Source organism: Zobellia russellii (assembly GCF_044597075.1).
Lineage (GTDB): Bacteria > Bacteroidota > Bacteroidia > Flavobacteriales > Flavobacteriaceae > Zobellia > Zobellia russellii.
In genome coordinates this window covers 1383313-1400137 of record NZ_CP139000.1, presented here as the reverse complement: position 1 = coordinate 1400137, position 16825 = coordinate 1383313, and the positions used below count along the sequence as shown (strand labels likewise).

At 37.9% G+C, this 16825-nt stretch carries 12 protein-coding genes; 5 read left to right on the top strand and 7 right to left on the bottom strand.

The window, feature by feature from the left end; genetic code table 11:
* Window positions 1–191: 191 nt before the first annotated feature.
* The 3 genes from SJY45_RS05835 to SJY45_RS05825 all read right to left on the bottom strand — a co-directional run bounded on the left by SJY45_RS05835 (window position 192) and on the right by SJY45_RS05825 (window position 3150).
* A complete protein-coding gene (locus tag SJY45_RS05835; RefSeq protein ID WP_400073623.1) occupies window positions 192–1304 on the bottom strand; it encodes a THUMP-like domain-containing protein in 1113 nt (370 codons plus the stop codon).
* A 73-nt stretch (window positions 1305–1377) separates the two neighbouring features.
* Window positions 1378–2478, bottom strand: coding sequence for an AI-2E family transporter (locus SJY45_RS05830; protein ID WP_400073622.1), 1101 nt, complete (start codon window positions 2476–2478; stop codon window positions 1378–1380).
* Window positions 2479–2502: 24 nt separating this feature from the next.
* Entirely contained in the window at window positions 2503–3150 is a 648-nt protein-coding gene (locus SJY45_RS05825; protein ID WP_303406251.1) for a DUF4159 domain-containing protein, read from the bottom strand.
* Between the two features lie 41 nt (window positions 3151–3191).
* On the opposite strand from SJY45_RS05825, the gene SJY45_RS05820 reads away from it, so the two are divergent.
* Entirely contained in the window at window positions 3192–3971 is a 780-nt protein-coding gene (locus SJY45_RS05820; protein WP_400073621.1) for a DUF1223 domain-containing protein, read from the top strand.
* A gap of 11 nt (window positions 3972–3982) precedes the next feature.
* On the opposite strand, the gene SJY45_RS05815 is transcribed toward SJY45_RS05820, so the two are convergent.
* A complete protein-coding gene (locus SJY45_RS05815; RefSeq protein WP_400073620.1) occupies window positions 3983–4690 on the bottom strand; it encodes a 16S rRNA (uracil(1498)-N(3))-methyltransferase in 708 nt (235 codons plus the stop codon).
* Window positions 4691–4761: 71 nt separating this feature from the next.
* The gene (gene tsaD, locus SJY45_RS05810) at window positions 4762–5817 is read right to left on the bottom strand and encodes a tRNA (adenosine(37)-N6)-threonylcarbamoyltransferase complex transferase subunit TsaD (RefSeq protein ID WP_400073619.1); all 1056 of its coding nucleotides are present in this window, start codon (window positions 5815–5817) and stop codon (window positions 4762–4764) included.
* Between the two features lie 57 nt (window positions 5818–5874).
* Here tsaD and SJY45_RS05805 point away from each other — a divergent pair, with 57 nt between their 5' ends.
* From SJY45_RS05805 to SJY45_RS05790, 4 genes are all read left to right on the top strand, one after another.
* Window positions 5875–10305, top strand: coding sequence for a translocation/assembly module TamB domain-containing protein (locus tag SJY45_RS05805; RefSeq protein ID WP_400073618.1), 4431 nt, complete (start codon window positions 5875–5877; stop codon window positions 10303–10305).
* A 275-nt stretch (window positions 10306–10580) separates the two neighbouring features.
* Window positions 10581–11567, top strand: a complete 987-nt coding sequence (gene pfkA / locus SJY45_RS05800) for a 6-phosphofructokinase (RefSeq protein WP_215914265.1) — start codon at window positions 10581–10583, stop codon at window positions 11565–11567.
* 21 nt (window positions 11568–11588) lie between these two features.
* A complete protein-coding gene (gene gap, locus SJY45_RS05795) occupies window positions 11589–12590 on the top strand; it encodes a type I glyceraldehyde-3-phosphate dehydrogenase (protein WP_215439938.1) in 1002 nt (333 codons plus the stop codon).
* An 82-nt stretch (window positions 12591–12672) separates the two neighbouring features.
* Window positions 12673–13524 (top strand): N-acetylglucosamine kinase, encoded by an 852-nt coding sequence (locus SJY45_RS05790; protein ID WP_303406255.1) that lies wholly within the window; start codon window positions 12673–12675, stop codon window positions 13522–13524.
* Window positions 13525–13579: 55 nt separating this feature from the next.
* On the opposite strand, the gene SJY45_RS05785 is transcribed toward SJY45_RS05790, so the two are convergent.
* The gene (locus tag SJY45_RS05785) at window positions 13580–13960 is read right to left on the bottom strand and encodes a RidA family protein (protein ID WP_400073617.1); all 381 of its coding nucleotides are present in this window, start codon (window positions 13958–13960) and stop codon (window positions 13580–13582) included.
* Window positions 13961–14051: 91 nt separating this feature from the next.
* Window positions 14052–16805, bottom strand: coding sequence for a putative LPS assembly protein LptD (locus SJY45_RS05780; RefSeq protein ID WP_400073616.1), 2754 nt, complete (start codon window positions 16803–16805; stop codon window positions 14052–14054).
* Window positions 16806–16825 lie beyond the last annotated feature (20 nt).

The window sequence follows — 16825 nt, the reverse complement described above, 5'->3', positions numbered from 1 at the left end:
CCTATTTCAATAACACAAATGTTGCAATTACTAAATATTTAGAGCTTTTGAAATTTTGTTTAGTGCTGATATAGTGTTGTTTATGTAATATTTACATCTGGTAATCAATGCTTCATATGTTTTAAAAATTAATCAAATATTGAAAGAAAAATATTACAAATAAAACAAATAGGCAAACACAAATGTTAAAATTAAACCTTTTTGCAACGTAGAACTACAACGTTTTCGAGCAGGTTTTTGGTGAAAAACAGATAAATCTGACCGCCATCTTTAATTTTCATCTTCTTTCTAATGGTGGCTACGCTTTCAGGAAAGTTCCTTGTAGTTATGTTTGCATTCTTTATATCCGCTTTCTTCAAAGCCGATTTATTGTAGGGAAAAATGCTTTCAATTTTAAATCTTCGTCCTGGGAAATCAATCAGGTTATCAGAGGTGTATAAATGGGTGTTAGTATGGAGTTTCTTTAGTTGTGTTGCTTGGCCAATGATTTTGAATGCGCCTGACTTGAGAATAGCCGCATTGGGTTCATATAAATAGGTGAGAGGTTCTGAGAATTCGGAAATAGCATCTTTTTCCGCGTGAAGTTCAAAATCGAAATCTTGGTCCTGTTTTGCGGTCTTATTTATTGTTTTGACTTTGATGCTACCTTGGTATCCTTTTTTTAAAACCCATAAAAGTTCCTTTACATCATTATCTAGAGCAATTACATGAATTTCCTTTATATAATCAAGCTCATTTATTCCTGCCGAAATATCTAAAAGTGGAGCTGTTTTTATGAGGATATTCTCTGATTTTGAAAATAACAGATTCAAGTTTTTTACCACATTAGGCAAGCAATCCGATAATAGGAAAACGCGTTGCTTTAAATCACCTCTTCGAGAAGGGTCTATGTAAATCCAATCTACGGGGGATTTTAATTTTTGCAAAAAAACCAATCCATTTTCCGCATGGGTTATTACATTGTTTATGTTTAGAATTTTAAAATTATGGGTTGCAATTTCGGATAGATTTTCATCTAATTCACAATGGTGAACTTGGTCTATTTTTTGGCTAAAAAAGTAACTATCTATACCTAGACCTCCGGTGACGTCTACAAGTGATTTTCCACTGACTAAATCCGCTTTGTATTTGGCTGTAACTTCGGAAGAAGTTTGCTCAATATTTAGTTTGTTCGGGTAGTAAATATTAGCAGAAGAAAACCAGGTAGGTAATTTTTTTTCGCACTTTTTCTTAGACTCAAGTTGTTCAGCAAGTTCGCGATTGGAAATTTCTTCAAAAATAGGCTTTTTAAGCAGAACTGACATGATGTCAGTATTAAATTTATTTTTTATAAATTCCTGTACACCAGTATTTAAAATATTTTTATTCAAACTATAACTATAAACTTTTTGTAAGTGATTTAACTAGCTTGTTTTCGGATAAAAACTCCTTTAAAATGACCTTTATCGCCGTATATCCGGGCACTGCTACAATCATTCCTACTACTCCAAAGAGCAGACCGGCAATAATTATCACCAAGAAAATTTCTAGTGGATGCGACTTTACGCTATTTGAAAATATCAAGGGTTGTGAAAAGAAATTATCGACTAATTGACCTATCAATAATCCTATTAAAACATACCCTGCTTTTGGTAGGATTACGGAGCTAAAATCCATGCCTAAATTGCTGGTCATTGTAAGTACTACCATAATCACTCCTCCAATGATAGGACCCACGTAAGGAATGATATTAAACAAGGCACAAAGAAAGGCAATTACAATCGCATTTTCTATACCTACGATTAAAAGGGTTATGGTGTAAATTACGAACAGGATGAAAATTTGAAGTAACAGACCCACAAAATATCTAGATAAAAGATTATTGATTTTATCGATGGAATTTATGGTTTTGCCTTCATTATTTTGGTTGACGAAAGCTAAAATTCCACGTTGAAAAAGATTGCTGTCTTTTAAGAAGAAAAAAGAAATAAATAAAACAGAGAACAGTCCAATGCTAGCCGTGCTAAGTACGTCTAAAAACGAGTTGAGAAAATTGGGTATAAAGCCTACATTTAAACTATCAACAATGGTTTTTTCAAAATCTGTTTCTTCAATAATTTCGTCAACAACGTTAGGCGCAGTTCCAATGAAGTCCACAATTTGCTGATGCAGTGAATTTAAGTTTTGTTCTAGCTGGTTAATGTCCAACAACGAGAGGTTTTTGCCTTGTTCCGTCAACAGGGGAACGAAAAGTGCTATAATACCTGCCAGCACGCTTACCATAAAAATCATTGTGATGATAACGGACACGGTGTTGGGTAGTTTTAATTTTCTTCTTAAAAAGAGGACTATTGGTCTGCCTATCAGGGCAATGACGGCGGCTATGGCCAAATAGGCAATTACGGACTGTATCTTCCAAAGAAAATAAAGGAGTAGGACTACGCCTACTATTATCCCTACTGAGCGTAGAATTCCTTGACTAATGGTTCTTGAGGTCATTTTTGGTCTATTTATGTGGCTATGTTAGTTTTTAAAAGCATAGAGCACAATATTGGCACCCATTTGTAATGCTTTTGTTCTTATTTCTTCGGGGTCATTATGTACTGATGGGTCTTCCCAGCCATCCCCTAGATCACTTTCGGTGGTAAACAATAGTACAAGTCTGTTTTCATGAAACAAACCTAATGCCTGTGGGCGTTTACCGTCGTGTTCGTGAATTTTTGGCAAACCTTCTGGAAACTTATAAAATTCATTAAAAATAGGATGGTCGCTGCCCAATTCTTCCAAAACGGTATTAGGGAAGGCTTTTTCAAGTGCTTTTTTCAGATAAGGGGCCATTCCGTAGTTGTCATCAATATGTAAAAATCCACCTGAAAAAAGATAAGTTCTTAAATTTTGGGCTTCCTCGTCCGAAAAAACAACATTGCCGTGACCGGTCATATGTAGAAAAGGGTACTGGAAAATAGTACTGCTGCTTATTTCTACGGTTTCTGGCTTTTCGTTCATTAAAGTGCCAACATTTTCATTGCAGAACTTAATAAGATTAGGTAAAGCTGTAGGGTTGGCATACCAATCTCCGCCTCCGTTATACTTAAGAATGGCTACTTCTTGTGCCGTAAGGTGGGTGGTCATAAGAGATAAGATTATAATGCAGTATGTAAGTTGTTTCATCTTAGGGCGAACTAAATAACAATAACTCAAATGTATGAATTATGGTGGGGAAAAGAATTGCACTTATATGTATTGTTTTGGTAGGATGTGTTACAATGGCTTTTAATATTGATGTAAAGACCAGAAAACTAGAGGCTTTTGAAGCTTTTGATGGGCATGACCCCATAGTGGTTTTGGAACTTTTTACATCACAAGGTTGTTCTAGTTGCCCACCGGCAGATGTATTGTTGCAACAGGTGAAAAGAGAATATGGTAATTCGGTTTATGCACTTTCATATCATGTCGATTATTGGAATTATATTGGTTGGAAAGACCCGTTCAGTAAATCGGTTTATACGGATAAGCAACGTAAATATAATATCAAATTAAAGAGTAGAAGTAATTATACACCTCAGGTAGTGGTGAATGGTAAGGCTCATTTTGTAGGGTCTAACTCAAGTAAAATGAATGCGGCCATAAAGCGCTATGGAGCGATAGAAACGGAAAATACGGTAGTATTGAGTCTGGTGGAAAGAAGGGGTGGCTCTGTTTCGTTCAATTATGAGTTAGATGGAGATGTTACGGGTAAAAATTTACGGGCCTTATTGGTCTTGGATGAGCGAACTACAGTGGTGAAGCGTGGTGAAAACCGAAATAGAACACTAAAAAATAGTAACATAGTAGTTGGGGAAAAGAATATTGAAATACATGAAACAAATGGTAAAGCCACGATAACAATCCCGGATGTGGTTGAAAATGGAGAAAAATTGAGTCTTATTGTTGTAATGGAGACAACGGATTACGATATCACTGCTGCTGCTAAAACCGAATTATTCAATTAGTGGTGTTCTTTTTACCCGTTGTTAATCATGTTCACGGTAGTACAGGCTACGATTGCGGCCGTTTCGGTACGAAGGCGGTATTCCCCCAAGGAAACAGGAAGAAACCCTTTTTCATACGCCATTTCTATTTCGTTTTGCGAAAAATCCCCTTCCGGTCCTATGAGTATGGTAACATCCTTGTCTGGGGCAACTCTTCGTTTTAAATCAACTTTTTCTTCCTCTTCGCAATGCGCAATAAATAAGAGTCCGTTAAGCTCCTTTGCCATAAAATCTTTATAAGAAATAGCATCGTTAAGCTTGGGTAGGTAAGCGCGTAAGCTTTGTTTCATGGCAGATTGTATCACTTTTTCCAAGCGCTCTTTTTTAATGACTTTTCGCTCCGATCTATCGCAAAATATGGGGGTAATCTCACTTACACCTATTTCTGTGGCTTTTTCCAGAAACCATTCCAGACGGTCGTTGTTTTTAGTGGGTGCTACAACCATGTGTAGCCAATGTACTTTTGGGTGTTTTTTTTGTGTAGCTACTATTTGTGCTTTGCATCGTTTTTGGTCCGCAAGAAGTATTTCGGACTTAAAAATATAACCCTTTCCATTTGTAATATGTAGTAGGTCTCCTTCCTTTTTACGCAATACCTTAACAATATGCCTACTCTCTTCTTGAGAGAAGGTAAACTGTGTAATGCTCTTGTCTAAATCGGGGTTGTAAAATAATTGCATAGGACAAATGTATAAACAATTTTAGAGGCTTAGGTTGTACTTGGGCACAAGAAAAAAATGAACACTGTTATTTACTTGCTGGAAATAACGTAACGCGCCTTAGCGGAAACATCCTGTTTTGCAAATACATTTTGTTTGTACTTTAGGTGACCTACAATACCAATCATTGCTGCGTTATCCGTACAATACTCAAACTTTGGTATAAAGGTTTTCCATCCTCTATTTTTTTCGGCCATTTTAAGTGCATTTCTTATTCCGGAATTGGCACTAACGCCACCTCCAATGGCAATTTGCGTAATACCGGTCTGTTCCACAGCTTTTTTTAGCTTATCCATCAAAACGTTAATGATTGTTTTTTGGATGGAGGCACAAATATCCTTTAGATTTTCTTCAACAAAATTGGGGTTTTGGGCCGTTTCTCTTTGGATAAAATATAATATGCTCGTTTTTAATCCGCTAAAACTAAAATTAAGGCCGTCAACTTTAGGTTTTGGAAAAGGAAACGCCTTAGGGTTTCCCTCTTGTGCATATTTATCAACTAATGGGCCTCCGGGGTAGGGCAGACCTAAAATTTTAGCGCTTTTATCAAAAGCTTCACCCACTGCGTCATCTAGGGTTTCGCCTAGTATTTCCATGTCAAAATGGTCTCTTACAAGAACAATTTGCGTGTGTCCGCCACTAATGGTCATGGCCAAAAACGGAAACTCCGGAGTGCCATCTGGTTGGCCTTCAATAAAGTGCGCCAAGATGTGTGCTTGCATGTGGTTTACCTCAATTAGGGGTACATTAAGGCCTAATGAAAGAGACTTGGCAAAGGAGGTTCCAACAAGAAGTGAACCCATCAATCCAGGGCCGCGTGTAAAAGCTATGGCAGATACTAGTTTTTTGTCGATATTTGCTTTATTCAAAGCTTGGTGTACTACCGGAACAATGTTTTGTTGGTGAGCCCGTGAGGCAAGTTCTGGTACAACACCGCCGTATTCCTCGTGAATCTTTTGAGTGGCCGTTACATTACTGAGCACTTTTTTATTGCTTAAAACAGCAGCGGAAGTGTCGTCGCAAGAAGATTCAATAGCAAGAATATAAATAGTTTCGTTTTTCACCGAGTTTGGAATAAAAGTTGACATCGCAAAGGTAAAACATAAAGACCTATCAAAAAACTTAGAAAAATACTGATTAGAACCATGATGGTACTCGTGCTGATCTGTATTTTGGGTACGGTCATCCTCTCGTTGCCTTTTGTTCAGACAAGTTTTGCTAAGTATGCCACAGATACCATTAACAAGGACTTTGGTACCAGTATAAATATTGATAAGCTCCGTATTTCCTTAATTACTTGGGACACCAACTTAGAAGGCGTGTATATTGAAGATTATCAAAAAGACACACTTTTTTACGTAAACCAGCTCACTACTTCCATCCTTAGTATGCGTAATTTAAGCAAGGGTAAATTGGAATTTGGAGATATTAAAATAGATGAGCTGGATTTTAAGCTAAAAACCTATTTAGATAACAGGAATACTAATCTTGAGGTATTCATTGACAAGTTTGATGACGGAAAACCACGTAAACCGGGAACGGACCCGTTCTTTTTCTCTTCTTCCAATGTTGATATCCAGAACAGTACATTTAAACTAATAGACGAGAATTTTGAGAACGAACTTTTGTTGGATTTTGAGGAGCTCAATATTGGCGCTACGGATTTTCAGATTTTAGGTCCAGAAGTTTCTGCTAAAATCAATACCATGGCATTTAATAGTCAAAGAGGTATTGATGTAAAACAAATGTCTACCGAGTTTAAATATACCAAGCAACAGATGCGTTTTGATTCATTGCGGATACAGACGGTAGGCTCGCATTTAAAGGGCGATTTGGTTTTTAATTATGAGCGTAAGGATTTTGCCGATTTTCTGAACAAGGTGAATCTTACTGCTGAGTTTACGGAGTCTGCCGTGGCTTTTGATGAAATAAATTTGCTTTATGATCAGTTCGGGAGAGGCAAGGAGGTTAATTTTTCATCTAAAATAAGTGGTGTTCTTAATGATTTGAACGCCAACGAGCTTTTCTTGCAATCTGATAACACGGGCATTAGGGGTGATTTTAACTTTAAGAATTTATTTGTGCGGAAAATGCCTTTCATTATGCGTGCAGATATGAAAAACGTAACTTCTAGTTATTATGAGTTACGGGCGCTAATGCCAAATATTTTGGGTAAATCCTTACCGTCTTCGTTTCAAAAATTGGGGCAGTTTACTATACGTGGTGATGCGGTTATCACAGAAAATTCCATAGATGCCAAGGTAAACCTGAATACCGCTATTGGTAGTAGTTATGCCGATCTTGAGCTTTCGGAAATAAATAATATAGATAATGCTACGTATAAAGGTTTTGTGTCGCTAATAGACTTTGATCTGGGCGATTTTGCCGAGAATAAAAAGCTGGGTAAAACCTCTCTGGATTTTAATGTAGAAGGGAAAGGCTTTGTACAAGAGACCTTGAATACAGAGGTGATAGGTGAAGTGTATTCCGTAGAGTTCAATAATTACGAGTATAATGATCTTAAAGTTTCGGGAATACTAAAAGAGCAGTTGTTTGATGGTACCTTGTTGAGTAATGATGAGAATGTCAAATTCAGTTTTAAAGGACTTGCAGATTTTGGTGAAAACCGAAATGATTTCAACTTTATAGCGTCTGTAGACTATGCAGATTTGAACAAGTTGAATTTCATTAAGGACAGCATTTCTATATTTAAGGGTAACGTAAATATGGATGTCACCGGAAACACTTTGGATAATCTGGTGGGCGACATTAAGTTTACAAAAACCATTTTTCAGAATAAGAACGATACTTATTATTTTGAAGATTTTAAGGTGTCTTCCGCTTTTGAGGCTAATGGTGATAGGGTTATAGATATCAATTCACCGGATATTATAACCGGGTACATGAAAGGGCGTTTTAAAGTTGCCGAGCTTGGGCGATTGGTTCAGAATTCCCTGGGTAGTATCTATACCAACTATAGGCCTTTTAATATTTCGGATGGGCAAACGCTTGCTTTTAACTTCAAGATTTACAATAAAATTGTAGATGTCTTTTTTCCAGAAGTGAAATTTGACCCTAATACATTTATAAAAGGAAATATAGTAGCAGATGAAGGAGATTTTAAACTCACTTTTAAATCGCCTAGTATAGTTGCTTTTGGTAATGAAGCGGATAATATTGATGTTAAAATAGATAACAAGAACCCGCTATTTAATACGTATATCTCTGTAAGCGACCTTTCTACGAACTATTATGATGTAAAGGATTTCAATTTAATCAACACTACTTTAAAAGATACGCTGTTCTTTAGAACGGAATTTAAAGGCGGTAGTGATCTAAATGATAGTTATAATCTCAATTTTTACCACACGTTTAATAAGGATAATAAATCCGTTATAGGTCTTAAAACTTCGGATGTTAATTTTAAAGGGAACAAATGGATTCTTAATAAGGATGGTGATAATAAAAATAAGGTAGTCGTCAACCGTACGTTGGATAGTATTGATATTCGGGAGATTGTAATGAACAATAGTGCTCAAGAGCAAATTAGGCTCAAAGGGCAGTTGGCAGATTCCACTTACAAGGACTTACAACTTCAATTTAAAATCGTTTCGCTTAATAAAATCACTCCTGCAATAGACAGTTTAAAGCTGCAGGGTGAAGTTAACGGTACCCTCAATATTCTACAAAAAGACAATATCTACTTGCCATCTTCTAACCTTGCTGTAGAGGATTTTTCCATTAACGATATGCGTTTGGGTGATTTAACCGTGGGCATTGTTGGGAACAAAGATTTAACGGAGTTCGCGGTAAATTCGCAAATTACGAACAAAGGCATTGAAAAACTCAGCGTGGTAGGTAATATCAATAACAAAGAAGATATGCCCAAGGCCAATTTATTGGTGAGTTTGGATAAGTTTGATTTAGAGCCCTTTGCGCCCTTGGGAGAGGATATTATTAGTCATATCCGAGGTTTTGTTAGTGGTAATGCCCGTATACAGGGGCCTGTGGATAATCCGGAATTCAGCGGAACGCTTACATTGGACAAGGCCGGACTGGGAATACCTTATTTGAACGTAGATTATGATTTTGCGGCCAATTCTAGGGTAAATCTGGATAAACAAACTTTTGATTTTGACCAGATCAGAATTACCGATGTAGATAAAAAGACAAAAGCCACATTAGATGGCACGATCAGTCATTCCTTTTTTGATAATTGGCTTTTAGATTTAAATGTTGATACCAAGAATGACCGCCTTTTAATTTTAAACACAGATTTTGAAGAGGAGGTTTTATACTACGGAACCGGTTATTTAGATGGTAAGGGTAGAATTTTTGGGCCAACAAAAGCATTGAATATAAAAGTAGAAGGTAAAACCGCTAGGGGCACCTCGTTAAAGATTCCGTTGAGCGATGTGGCGTCTATTGGAGATTATTCATTTATCAATTTTGTTGAAAAAAACAAGTTGAACCATGTAGAGGAAGAACGTGTTCTTGATGAATTTCAGGGGTTGGAGCTTACTTTTGATTTAGATGTTACCCCAGATGCCGAGGTAGAGATCGTAACCGATACCAAAACCGGAAGCTCCTTAAAGGGCAGCGGAGTGGGAATTTTGTTGATCCGTATCAATACTAGGGGGGCTTTTGAAATGTATGGCGATTTTGTTGTAGTTGAAGGAGAGTACAATTATAAATTTGGAGGGGTCATCAACAAGACTTTTCAGGTGAAACCTGGTGGAACCATTGTATGGGATCGTGAACCTTTAAAAGCTACTCTGGACCTTGAGGCCGTATATGCTTTAAATGCCAATCCAGCTCCTTTATTGGATAACCCTGGTTATACCCGTCGTATAGCAACCGAGGTTGTTATTAAGCTAACAGATGATCTTGAGAGTCCAGATATTGAATTTAATATAGATTTTCCAGGAACTAACTCTATAGTGCAGTCAGAGCTGGAGTATCGTTTACAGGATCCCACGGTAGAGGAAAGAAATGCATTGTTTTTGTTGGCCCAAGGTTCATTTGTAAATGATCAGACGGGTATAGACCAGCAAGCGGTAACTGGTAATTTGTTACAATCTGCATCAGGTCTTTTAAACCAAGTTTTGGGTGATAATGACAAATTTAATTTGGGGCTGTCCTATGAGCAAGGTATTCTGGACAGGAGTGCAGATTATCAAACCGAAAATAGAATAGGGGTTACGGTATCTACACAAATAAGTGACCGTTTGCTTTTTAATGGAAAAGTTGGGGTTCCTGTTGGTGGTACTACGGAAACCGTCGTGGCCGGTAATTTTGAAATTCAGTTGCTACTGAACGAAGAAGGTACGCTTAGTGCCAAGTTTTTTAATAGGGAAAATGAAATACAGGAATATCTGGCGGATAGATTGGGGTATACGCAGGGTGTAGGTATATCTTATGAGGTGGATTTTAATAGTTTTAGAGAGCTTTTCAAAAATATTTTAAAGAAGGAAGAACCAAAAAAGAAAATTCCGAAACCAGATCAAGTCCCTAGTTCGGTAATGGGTAAGGATAGTTTAATAAAATTTTACCCCAAGGATAAACGGCTAAAATAAAACCGTTTATGCAAAAAATTACGCCCATTAACCTCAACTGCAGATGGGTTATTTTACGCCAGTGAAATCACTAAAAATTCTCGAAAACGTTATAGTTTGGAGGAAAACCTCATTTTACGGCATTCTCAATATACAGGGGTTTTAAAGTATAAGTTTGTTATAATTTAAAGAAAAAACTAAGAAAATGTGAGCTAAGTTATCATGACGTTAAATTAGAAGGATAAGACAGTTGGAATTCAAATAAGTTTGTTAGTTTTGCGACTTAGTTTTTTTTAATGGCTTCAGAAATAAAAAAAATAGGTGTTTTAACTTCTGGCGGAGATTCCCCCGGCATGAACGCAGCAATACGCTCAGTTGTTAGAACATGTGCCTATATGAAAGTAGATTGCGTAGGTATCTACAGAGGATATCAGGGCATGATAGAGGGGGATTTTAAGCCAATGGACGCAAGAAGCGTTAACAACATTATAAATAAGGGTGGTACCATTCTTAAATCTGCACGTTGTGACGACTTTAGAACGCCAGAAGGCAGGAAAAAAGCGTATGAGCAATTGCAGGCAGAAGGTATTGATGCATTTGTGGTTATAGGTGGAGACGGTAGTTTTACCGGTGCCATGGTATTCAACCAAGAATATCATTTTCCTGTAATAGGTATTCCCGGAACAATAGATAATGACATATTCGGTACTTCCAATACGGTTGGCTTTGATACGGCTATGAATACTGTCGTAGAAGTAATCGATAAAATTAGGGATACGGCCAGTTCTCATAACCGACTTTTCTTTGTAGAAGTTATGGGTAGGGATGTTGGGCATATTGCTTTAAATACGGGAGTTGGCGCAGGAGCGGAAGAAATTCTTATTCCAGAAGCTAATCGTGGTCTTGAGCGTTTGTTAGAATCGTTAAAGCGCAGCAAAAAATCCGGAAAATCTTCTAGTATTGTAGTTGTTGCCGAAGGTGATAAAATTGGAAAAAGTGTCTTTGAGCTTAAAGAATATGTAGAGGAGCATTTACCCATATACGATGTAAGAGTGTCCGTATTAGGACACATGCAACGTGGTGGTGCACCATCTTGTTATGACAGGGTGCTGGCCAGTAGAATGGGTGTAAAGGCTGTGGAAAGTTTGTTGGAAGGCCAGACCAATTTTATGGTGGGTATCCAGAACAACAAAATTATATTAACTCCTATCAGTAAGGCCATTAAAGGGCATACTAAAATAGATAAGGAGCTTATTAGGGTTTCAGAAATAATGACAACATAATTAAATTCAAAACAATAGAACATGTCAGATTTAAAAATAGGAATTAACGGATTTGGCCGTATCGGAAGATTGGTCTTTAGAGAAACTGTAAGAAGAGAAGGTGTAGATGTGGTTGCCATCAATGATTTGTTGGATGTTGAGCACTTGGCCTACCTTTTAAAGTATGATTCCGTACACGGTAAGTTCGAAGGTACTGTTGATGTTCAAGATGGTAACTTGATCGTTAACGGTAAAACTGTAAGAATTACAGCAGAGCGTGATCCTAAAAGTATTAAGTGGGATGCAGTTGGTGCCGAAATAGTTGCTGAATGTACCGGTATTTTTACAACTTTGGAAACTGCACAATACCATATTGATGGTGGTGCTAAAAAAGTAGTTATCTCTGCTCCGTCTAAAGATGCGCCAATGTTCGTAATGGGTGTTAACCATAAAGAAGTGAAAGCTTCAAACACTATTGTGTCCAATGCATCTTGTACTACTAACTGTTTAGCTCCTATGGCCAAAGTATTGAACGATAACTTTGGTATTGAAGAGGCTTTGATGACTACAGTTCACGCTACTACTGCAACACAAATGACTGTTGATGGTCCTTCTAGAAAAGACTGGAGAGGTGGTAGAAGTGCTATGTTGAATATTATTCCTGCGTCTACTGGTGCTGCTAAAGCGGTAACTAAAGTTATTCCTGCATTAGAAGGTAAACTTACAGGTATGGCCTTTAGAGTTCCAACAGCAGATGTTTCTGTAGTAGATTTAACGGTTCGTCTTGAAAAGGAAACTTCTTACGAAGAAATCAAAAAAGCTTTTAAAGCAGCTTCTGAAGGTGAGTTGAAAGGTGTTCTAGGATATACTGAAGAGGCTCTTGTTTCTCAGGATTTCGTAAGTGATAAACGTACAAGTATTTTTGATGCCGGTGCCGGTATTGAATTAAACTCTAAGTTCTTCAAATTAATTTGCTGGTACGATAACGAAGCTGGTTTTTCTAACAAAATGGTAGATTTAGCTCAGCACGTTGCTAGTTTGTAATTTTTTTGAATATTACTAATGGTAATCCTGAGAGTGGGCAAAAATTTGCTTATTTTCAGGATTATTTTTTTAAAAGAACATTATGATTTTAATTGTAGATAGTGGGGCCACAAAATCGGACTGGATTGCCTTGGACGAAAAGGGAAATCAGTTGTTTTTGACCCAAACGTTAGGGTTAAGCCCTGAAGTATTGACAAGAGAAGTAATAGAAGATAGACTGGCCAATAATTTTGAACTTTCTAAAAACAGGGATAAGGTTTCTAGATTGCATTTCTATGGCGCAGGATGTGGAACGGAGCGTATGAAGAGTTTCCTTAGGGAAATCTTTAAAGAGTTTTTTCCAAATGCAAAGGCCGATGTTAAAGAAGATACCTACGCAGCTATTTTCTCTACAACAAAAATTGGTCATCAAGGTATAGTCTGTATTCTGGGAACGGGTTCTAATTGCAGCTATTATGATGGGCATCAGTTGTTCCAGAAAGTAACTTCGTTAGGCTATATCCCTATGGATGATGGTAGTGGTAACTTTTTTGGAAGAAAGTTGATAAGGGATTACTATTTCCACAAAATGCCGCAAGATTTAGGAATCAGATTTGCCAAGGAATATGATTTGGATGCTGATGTAATAAAGGAAAACCTGTACAAGCAGCCTAACCCAAATACATATTTGGCCACGTTTGCCCGTTTTTTAGTTGAGAATAAAAATCATCCTTATTGCAAAGGTGTGATTGATAAAGGTTTTCAGCAGTTCGTAAACAACTATATCATGCAGTTTGAGTTGGCTACAAAGGTGCCAATTAACTTTGTGGGAAGTATTGCTCATTACCTAAGAGATGAGCTGGTAACTGTATTGGAACGTAATGATTTGATTGTTGGGGTTATCAGACAACGACCAATTGAAGGTCTTATGGAGTTCCATAAGGAAACCTTGTAACAATCTGTATAAAGAAAGCAAAACGGCCTTGGTTATTAACCAAGGCCGTTTTGCTTTATCGCACTGCTATCACCGAAATTTCAACATTTACGAATTTGGGCAAATTGGCTACTTCAACGGTTTCTCTGGCTGGAGCGGTTTCGCTATCAAAATAGGAACCGTAAACTTCGTTTACTTCTGAAAATTGATTCATGTCCGCTAGGAAAATAGAACTCTTCACCACGTTTTCAAAAGTCATATCAGCTTCCGTAAGTATCGCTTTTAAGTTTTCCATAGATTGGCGAGCCTCTCTTTTAATATCTCCTTGAACAAGCTCTCCTGTGGCAGGGTCAATGGGTATTTGTCCCGAAACGTATAGGGTATCTCCGCTTAGAATTGCTTGATTGTAAGGTCCTATTGGGGCCGGGGCGTTAGTGGTGTTTATTATTTTTTTCATGATGATGTATTTTGGTTTAAAAGGAAAAGGTTGGGCTCAAAGCCATCAACGGTAGCAAATATAAATAAGAAACGGTGAAGAATTTAGCTTCTTAACGCTGACTTCGGTTTTCCCATTTCAAATCGCTAAGAATAGAACTTTTTATACCGATAAAGAAATACCATCTGGAGTATTGTCCAAATGGAGTCCAGTTAAAGTTCATTCTAAAACTTTTAAGATCTCGTTCAAAACGCAATTGAGTCAAGGTGAAGCCTTTATTTTTGAAATCATAACCACTGGAGCCACCAACCTTCCAGCGCGGCGAAAGTTCTATATCTCCTGAAAACATTAGAGAGTGGCTGCTAAACTCGTTCTGGCGGGCCGAATTGAAATAACTGGCCGAATAAGCTAACCTGAAATTCCAGGGTATTTTTGTCCCGTAGCGCGGGTTGTCAATATCTTCATCTTCGTCTCTGTCGTAATCGTCCCCACCACGGCGGTCATCAAAATTATCCGCCCTTCCAAAGAGGTCGTCATCCCTACCACCGCTTTGTGCTACATAATCGTACGCCCCGGCTTCATCTTCGTCCTCTTCTTCTTCTTCATCCTCCTTTTTTCCAAAAAAGGTTTCACTGTCTATAGAGTACCCAATATTAAGATTGGCCTGGGTAAGTCTAAAAAGGCTGCCTCCATTATCAATATTAAACTTTTCTATTCTTCGGCCATTGTTGTCTATGGCGTAGGGGTCCAACCCAGCGGAAAAGTTAATGGACATTTTATTGTCTAGAATGTTTGTTCCACCGTTAATTCTAAGTGGGCTTAGTTTTAAGGAATCCGATTCAAAATTATATCCGGTAGAAATATTAAAATTGCTAAGAATAGGAACTTTTTTAGGTTCGGTGGCTGTTGAATCCTTGTCCCTCACTTTAGCTTCCAAGGTGTTGGCCAAAGAAAAACTAAGACTATTACTTTTCCCTAAGCTTGGAGCTCCGTTTAAGGTACCCTCAAAACGGCTGTACTGTACAACTTCGCCAGTATCATTATTGAGGTATTCGTCATAAAACTGGTCAAAGGAAGGGGAGTAGCCGTAACTTAACGAAGGTCTCATAACATGCCTAAGTGCTTGAATTTTTTTGTCTTCCCCAAAATTAAAAGTACCGTAAACGGTAGTTCCAACGCTGGCACTCATATTGTATTTGTTGTAGCGGTCAAAACCGGAAATCGTATCCCGTACTACGGAGCCAATGGCGCCGTCCTCACCAAGTTCGTACCGCTGGGTAAACGTTTCCAGGGTCCATACGTCTTCATAGCTACCACCCATAGTAACGCTAAAAAATTTGGCAACTTTAAAGTTGGTGCTGATGGGGATTCTGTGTCTGGCGCCCACTTTGGCATTATCGAACATGGCCGCTTTTAGAAAATCCTCATCATTGGTAGTAAGAGAGTTACGAGCGTTTACATCATATTGAAAATTAATATTCTGTATTACGCCTTTTTTTATACCGTCCTTTTTTGCAAATGGAAATATACGTTCCATACTGGCCTGAAAAGTAGGCAATGTCATTTGTATGTTGTCCTGATCAGGATTGGCCCGGGCCGTAGGACTCGTATTTTGCGAATGGCTGGCCGTAAGGCTCATGTTTACGGACGGATAGGCCGGAAATGTCTTTGAATATGAGATAGAAGATGACAGGTTATTGTTTTGTGTCAAAGGCAAGTTAACCTGGTTTAAAGAGTTTTGGTAATAAGAACTACTTCCTAAGTTTACGGATGCCGAGAAACGTGAATTAGGGCTGGCTTTGGTATCCTGGGAGTGGGATATTTGAATGTTCCAGACCTTACTATTGCTGTAATCGTCAAATCCTTTTTGACTCGTTACTAGATTTTCATACCTAAAGTTTACGTTACCACGATAGCGATAGCGTTTGGTATACACACTCTGTGTTCTAAAACCATAGCTTCCGTTAGTATAGAAATCCCCCGTAAGGGTAATATCCGCATAATCGGAGAAAGGAACATAATACCCTCCGTTCTGTAAAAAGTAACCTCTGTCCGGATCGTTACCGAATGTAGGCATCATTAAACCTGCGGATCGGCCAACTGTTAAGGGGAAATAGGCAAATGGCAATGCTACGGGCGTGGGAACATCTGCTATGTAAAGATTACTGAAACCGGCAATAACCTTCTTTTTAGGGACAAACTTCGCCTTTCTAATACGGATGTAATAATCTGGATTTACGGTATCGGTTGATGTCGTGAGTTTTCCTTCGTGTAAAAAGTAAACCGAATCATTTTCTTTTTTTGTGATTTCGGCATATACCTTCATGGCATCGCTTCCCAATTGCCCAAGACCTGCTTGTTGTTCGGTTCTGGAATTCCAGATAAGCGCTTTTTGGGTGTCAAAATTAAAGCGGATACTATCCGGTCTTACCTCATTGTCTCCTTGTTTAAAATAGGGGAGTTGGGTGTAGTTACCGAGGGAATCTTTGATCCGGCCGGCATATACCTCGTTCTTTATATAATCCATTATAATGATACCCGCCTTTAACTCGGTATCTTGATAATAGATTTCTGCTTCGTTGTAGAGGTATATCTTTTGGTCCTTTTGGCTAAGTTTAACGTAATCCTTGGCCTTGTATTTAATTTTATCTAGAAGAAGAGGATCATTTCCGTTTTTTCTTTTTAATGCGGTGGAGTCCCCTGAAATACTGTCCTTTTTAGCCGGGTCGGGAAAAAGTGGCGCAATAATTGTATCCTTTTCTGCCTTAATGGGTAATGGTATAATACCATCTTCTTGTGCAAGTGAGGAGAAAGTGCCAACAAATAGCAATGCCAGTAAAAGAAAAAGATGTTTGTTTGATTGCAAGGCTATATATCCTATTTTTG

What these genes read in the sequence shown, in the direction of transcription:
- SJY45_RS05835 (WP_400073623.1), bottom strand. Translation starts at nt 1,304, where the DNA reads ATGTCAGTTCTGCTTAAAAAGCCTATTTTTGAAGAAATTTCCAATCGC.
- SJY45_RS05830 (WP_400073622.1), bottom strand. Translation starts at nt 2,478, where the DNA reads ATGACCTCAAGAACCATTAGTCAAGGAATTCTACGCTCAGTAGGGATA.
- SJY45_RS05825 (WP_303406251.1), bottom strand. Translation starts at nt 3,150, where the DNA reads ATGAAACAACTTACATACTGCATTATAATCTTATCTCTTATGACCACC.
- SJY45_RS05820 (WP_400073621.1), top strand. Translation starts at nt 3,192, where the DNA reads ATGGTGGGGAAAAGAATTGCACTTATATGTATTGTTTTGGTAGGATGT.
- SJY45_RS05815 (WP_400073620.1), bottom strand. Translation starts at nt 4,690, where the DNA reads ATGCAATTATTTTACAACCCCGATTTAGACAAGAGCATTACACAGTTT.
- tsaD (WP_400073619.1), bottom strand. Translation starts at nt 5,817, where the DNA reads ATGTCAACTTTTATTCCAAACTCGGTGAAAAACGAAACTATTTATATT.
- SJY45_RS05805 (WP_400073618.1), top strand. Translation starts at nt 5,875, where the DNA reads ATGATGGTACTCGTGCTGATCTGTATTTTGGGTACGGTCATCCTCTCG.
- pfkA (WP_215914265.1), top strand. Translation starts at nt 10,581, where the DNA reads ATGGCTTCAGAAATAAAAAAAATAGGTGTTTTAACTTCTGGCGGAGAT.
- gap (WP_215439938.1), top strand. Translation starts at nt 11,589, where the DNA reads ATGTCAGATTTAAAAATAGGAATTAACGGATTTGGCCGTATCGGAAGA.
- SJY45_RS05790 (WP_303406255.1), top strand. Translation starts at nt 12,673, where the DNA reads ATGATTTTAATTGTAGATAGTGGGGCCACAAAATCGGACTGGATTGCC.
- SJY45_RS05785 (WP_400073617.1), bottom strand. Translation starts at nt 13,960, where the DNA reads ATGAAAAAAATAATAAACACCACTAACGCCCCGGCCCCAATAGGACCT.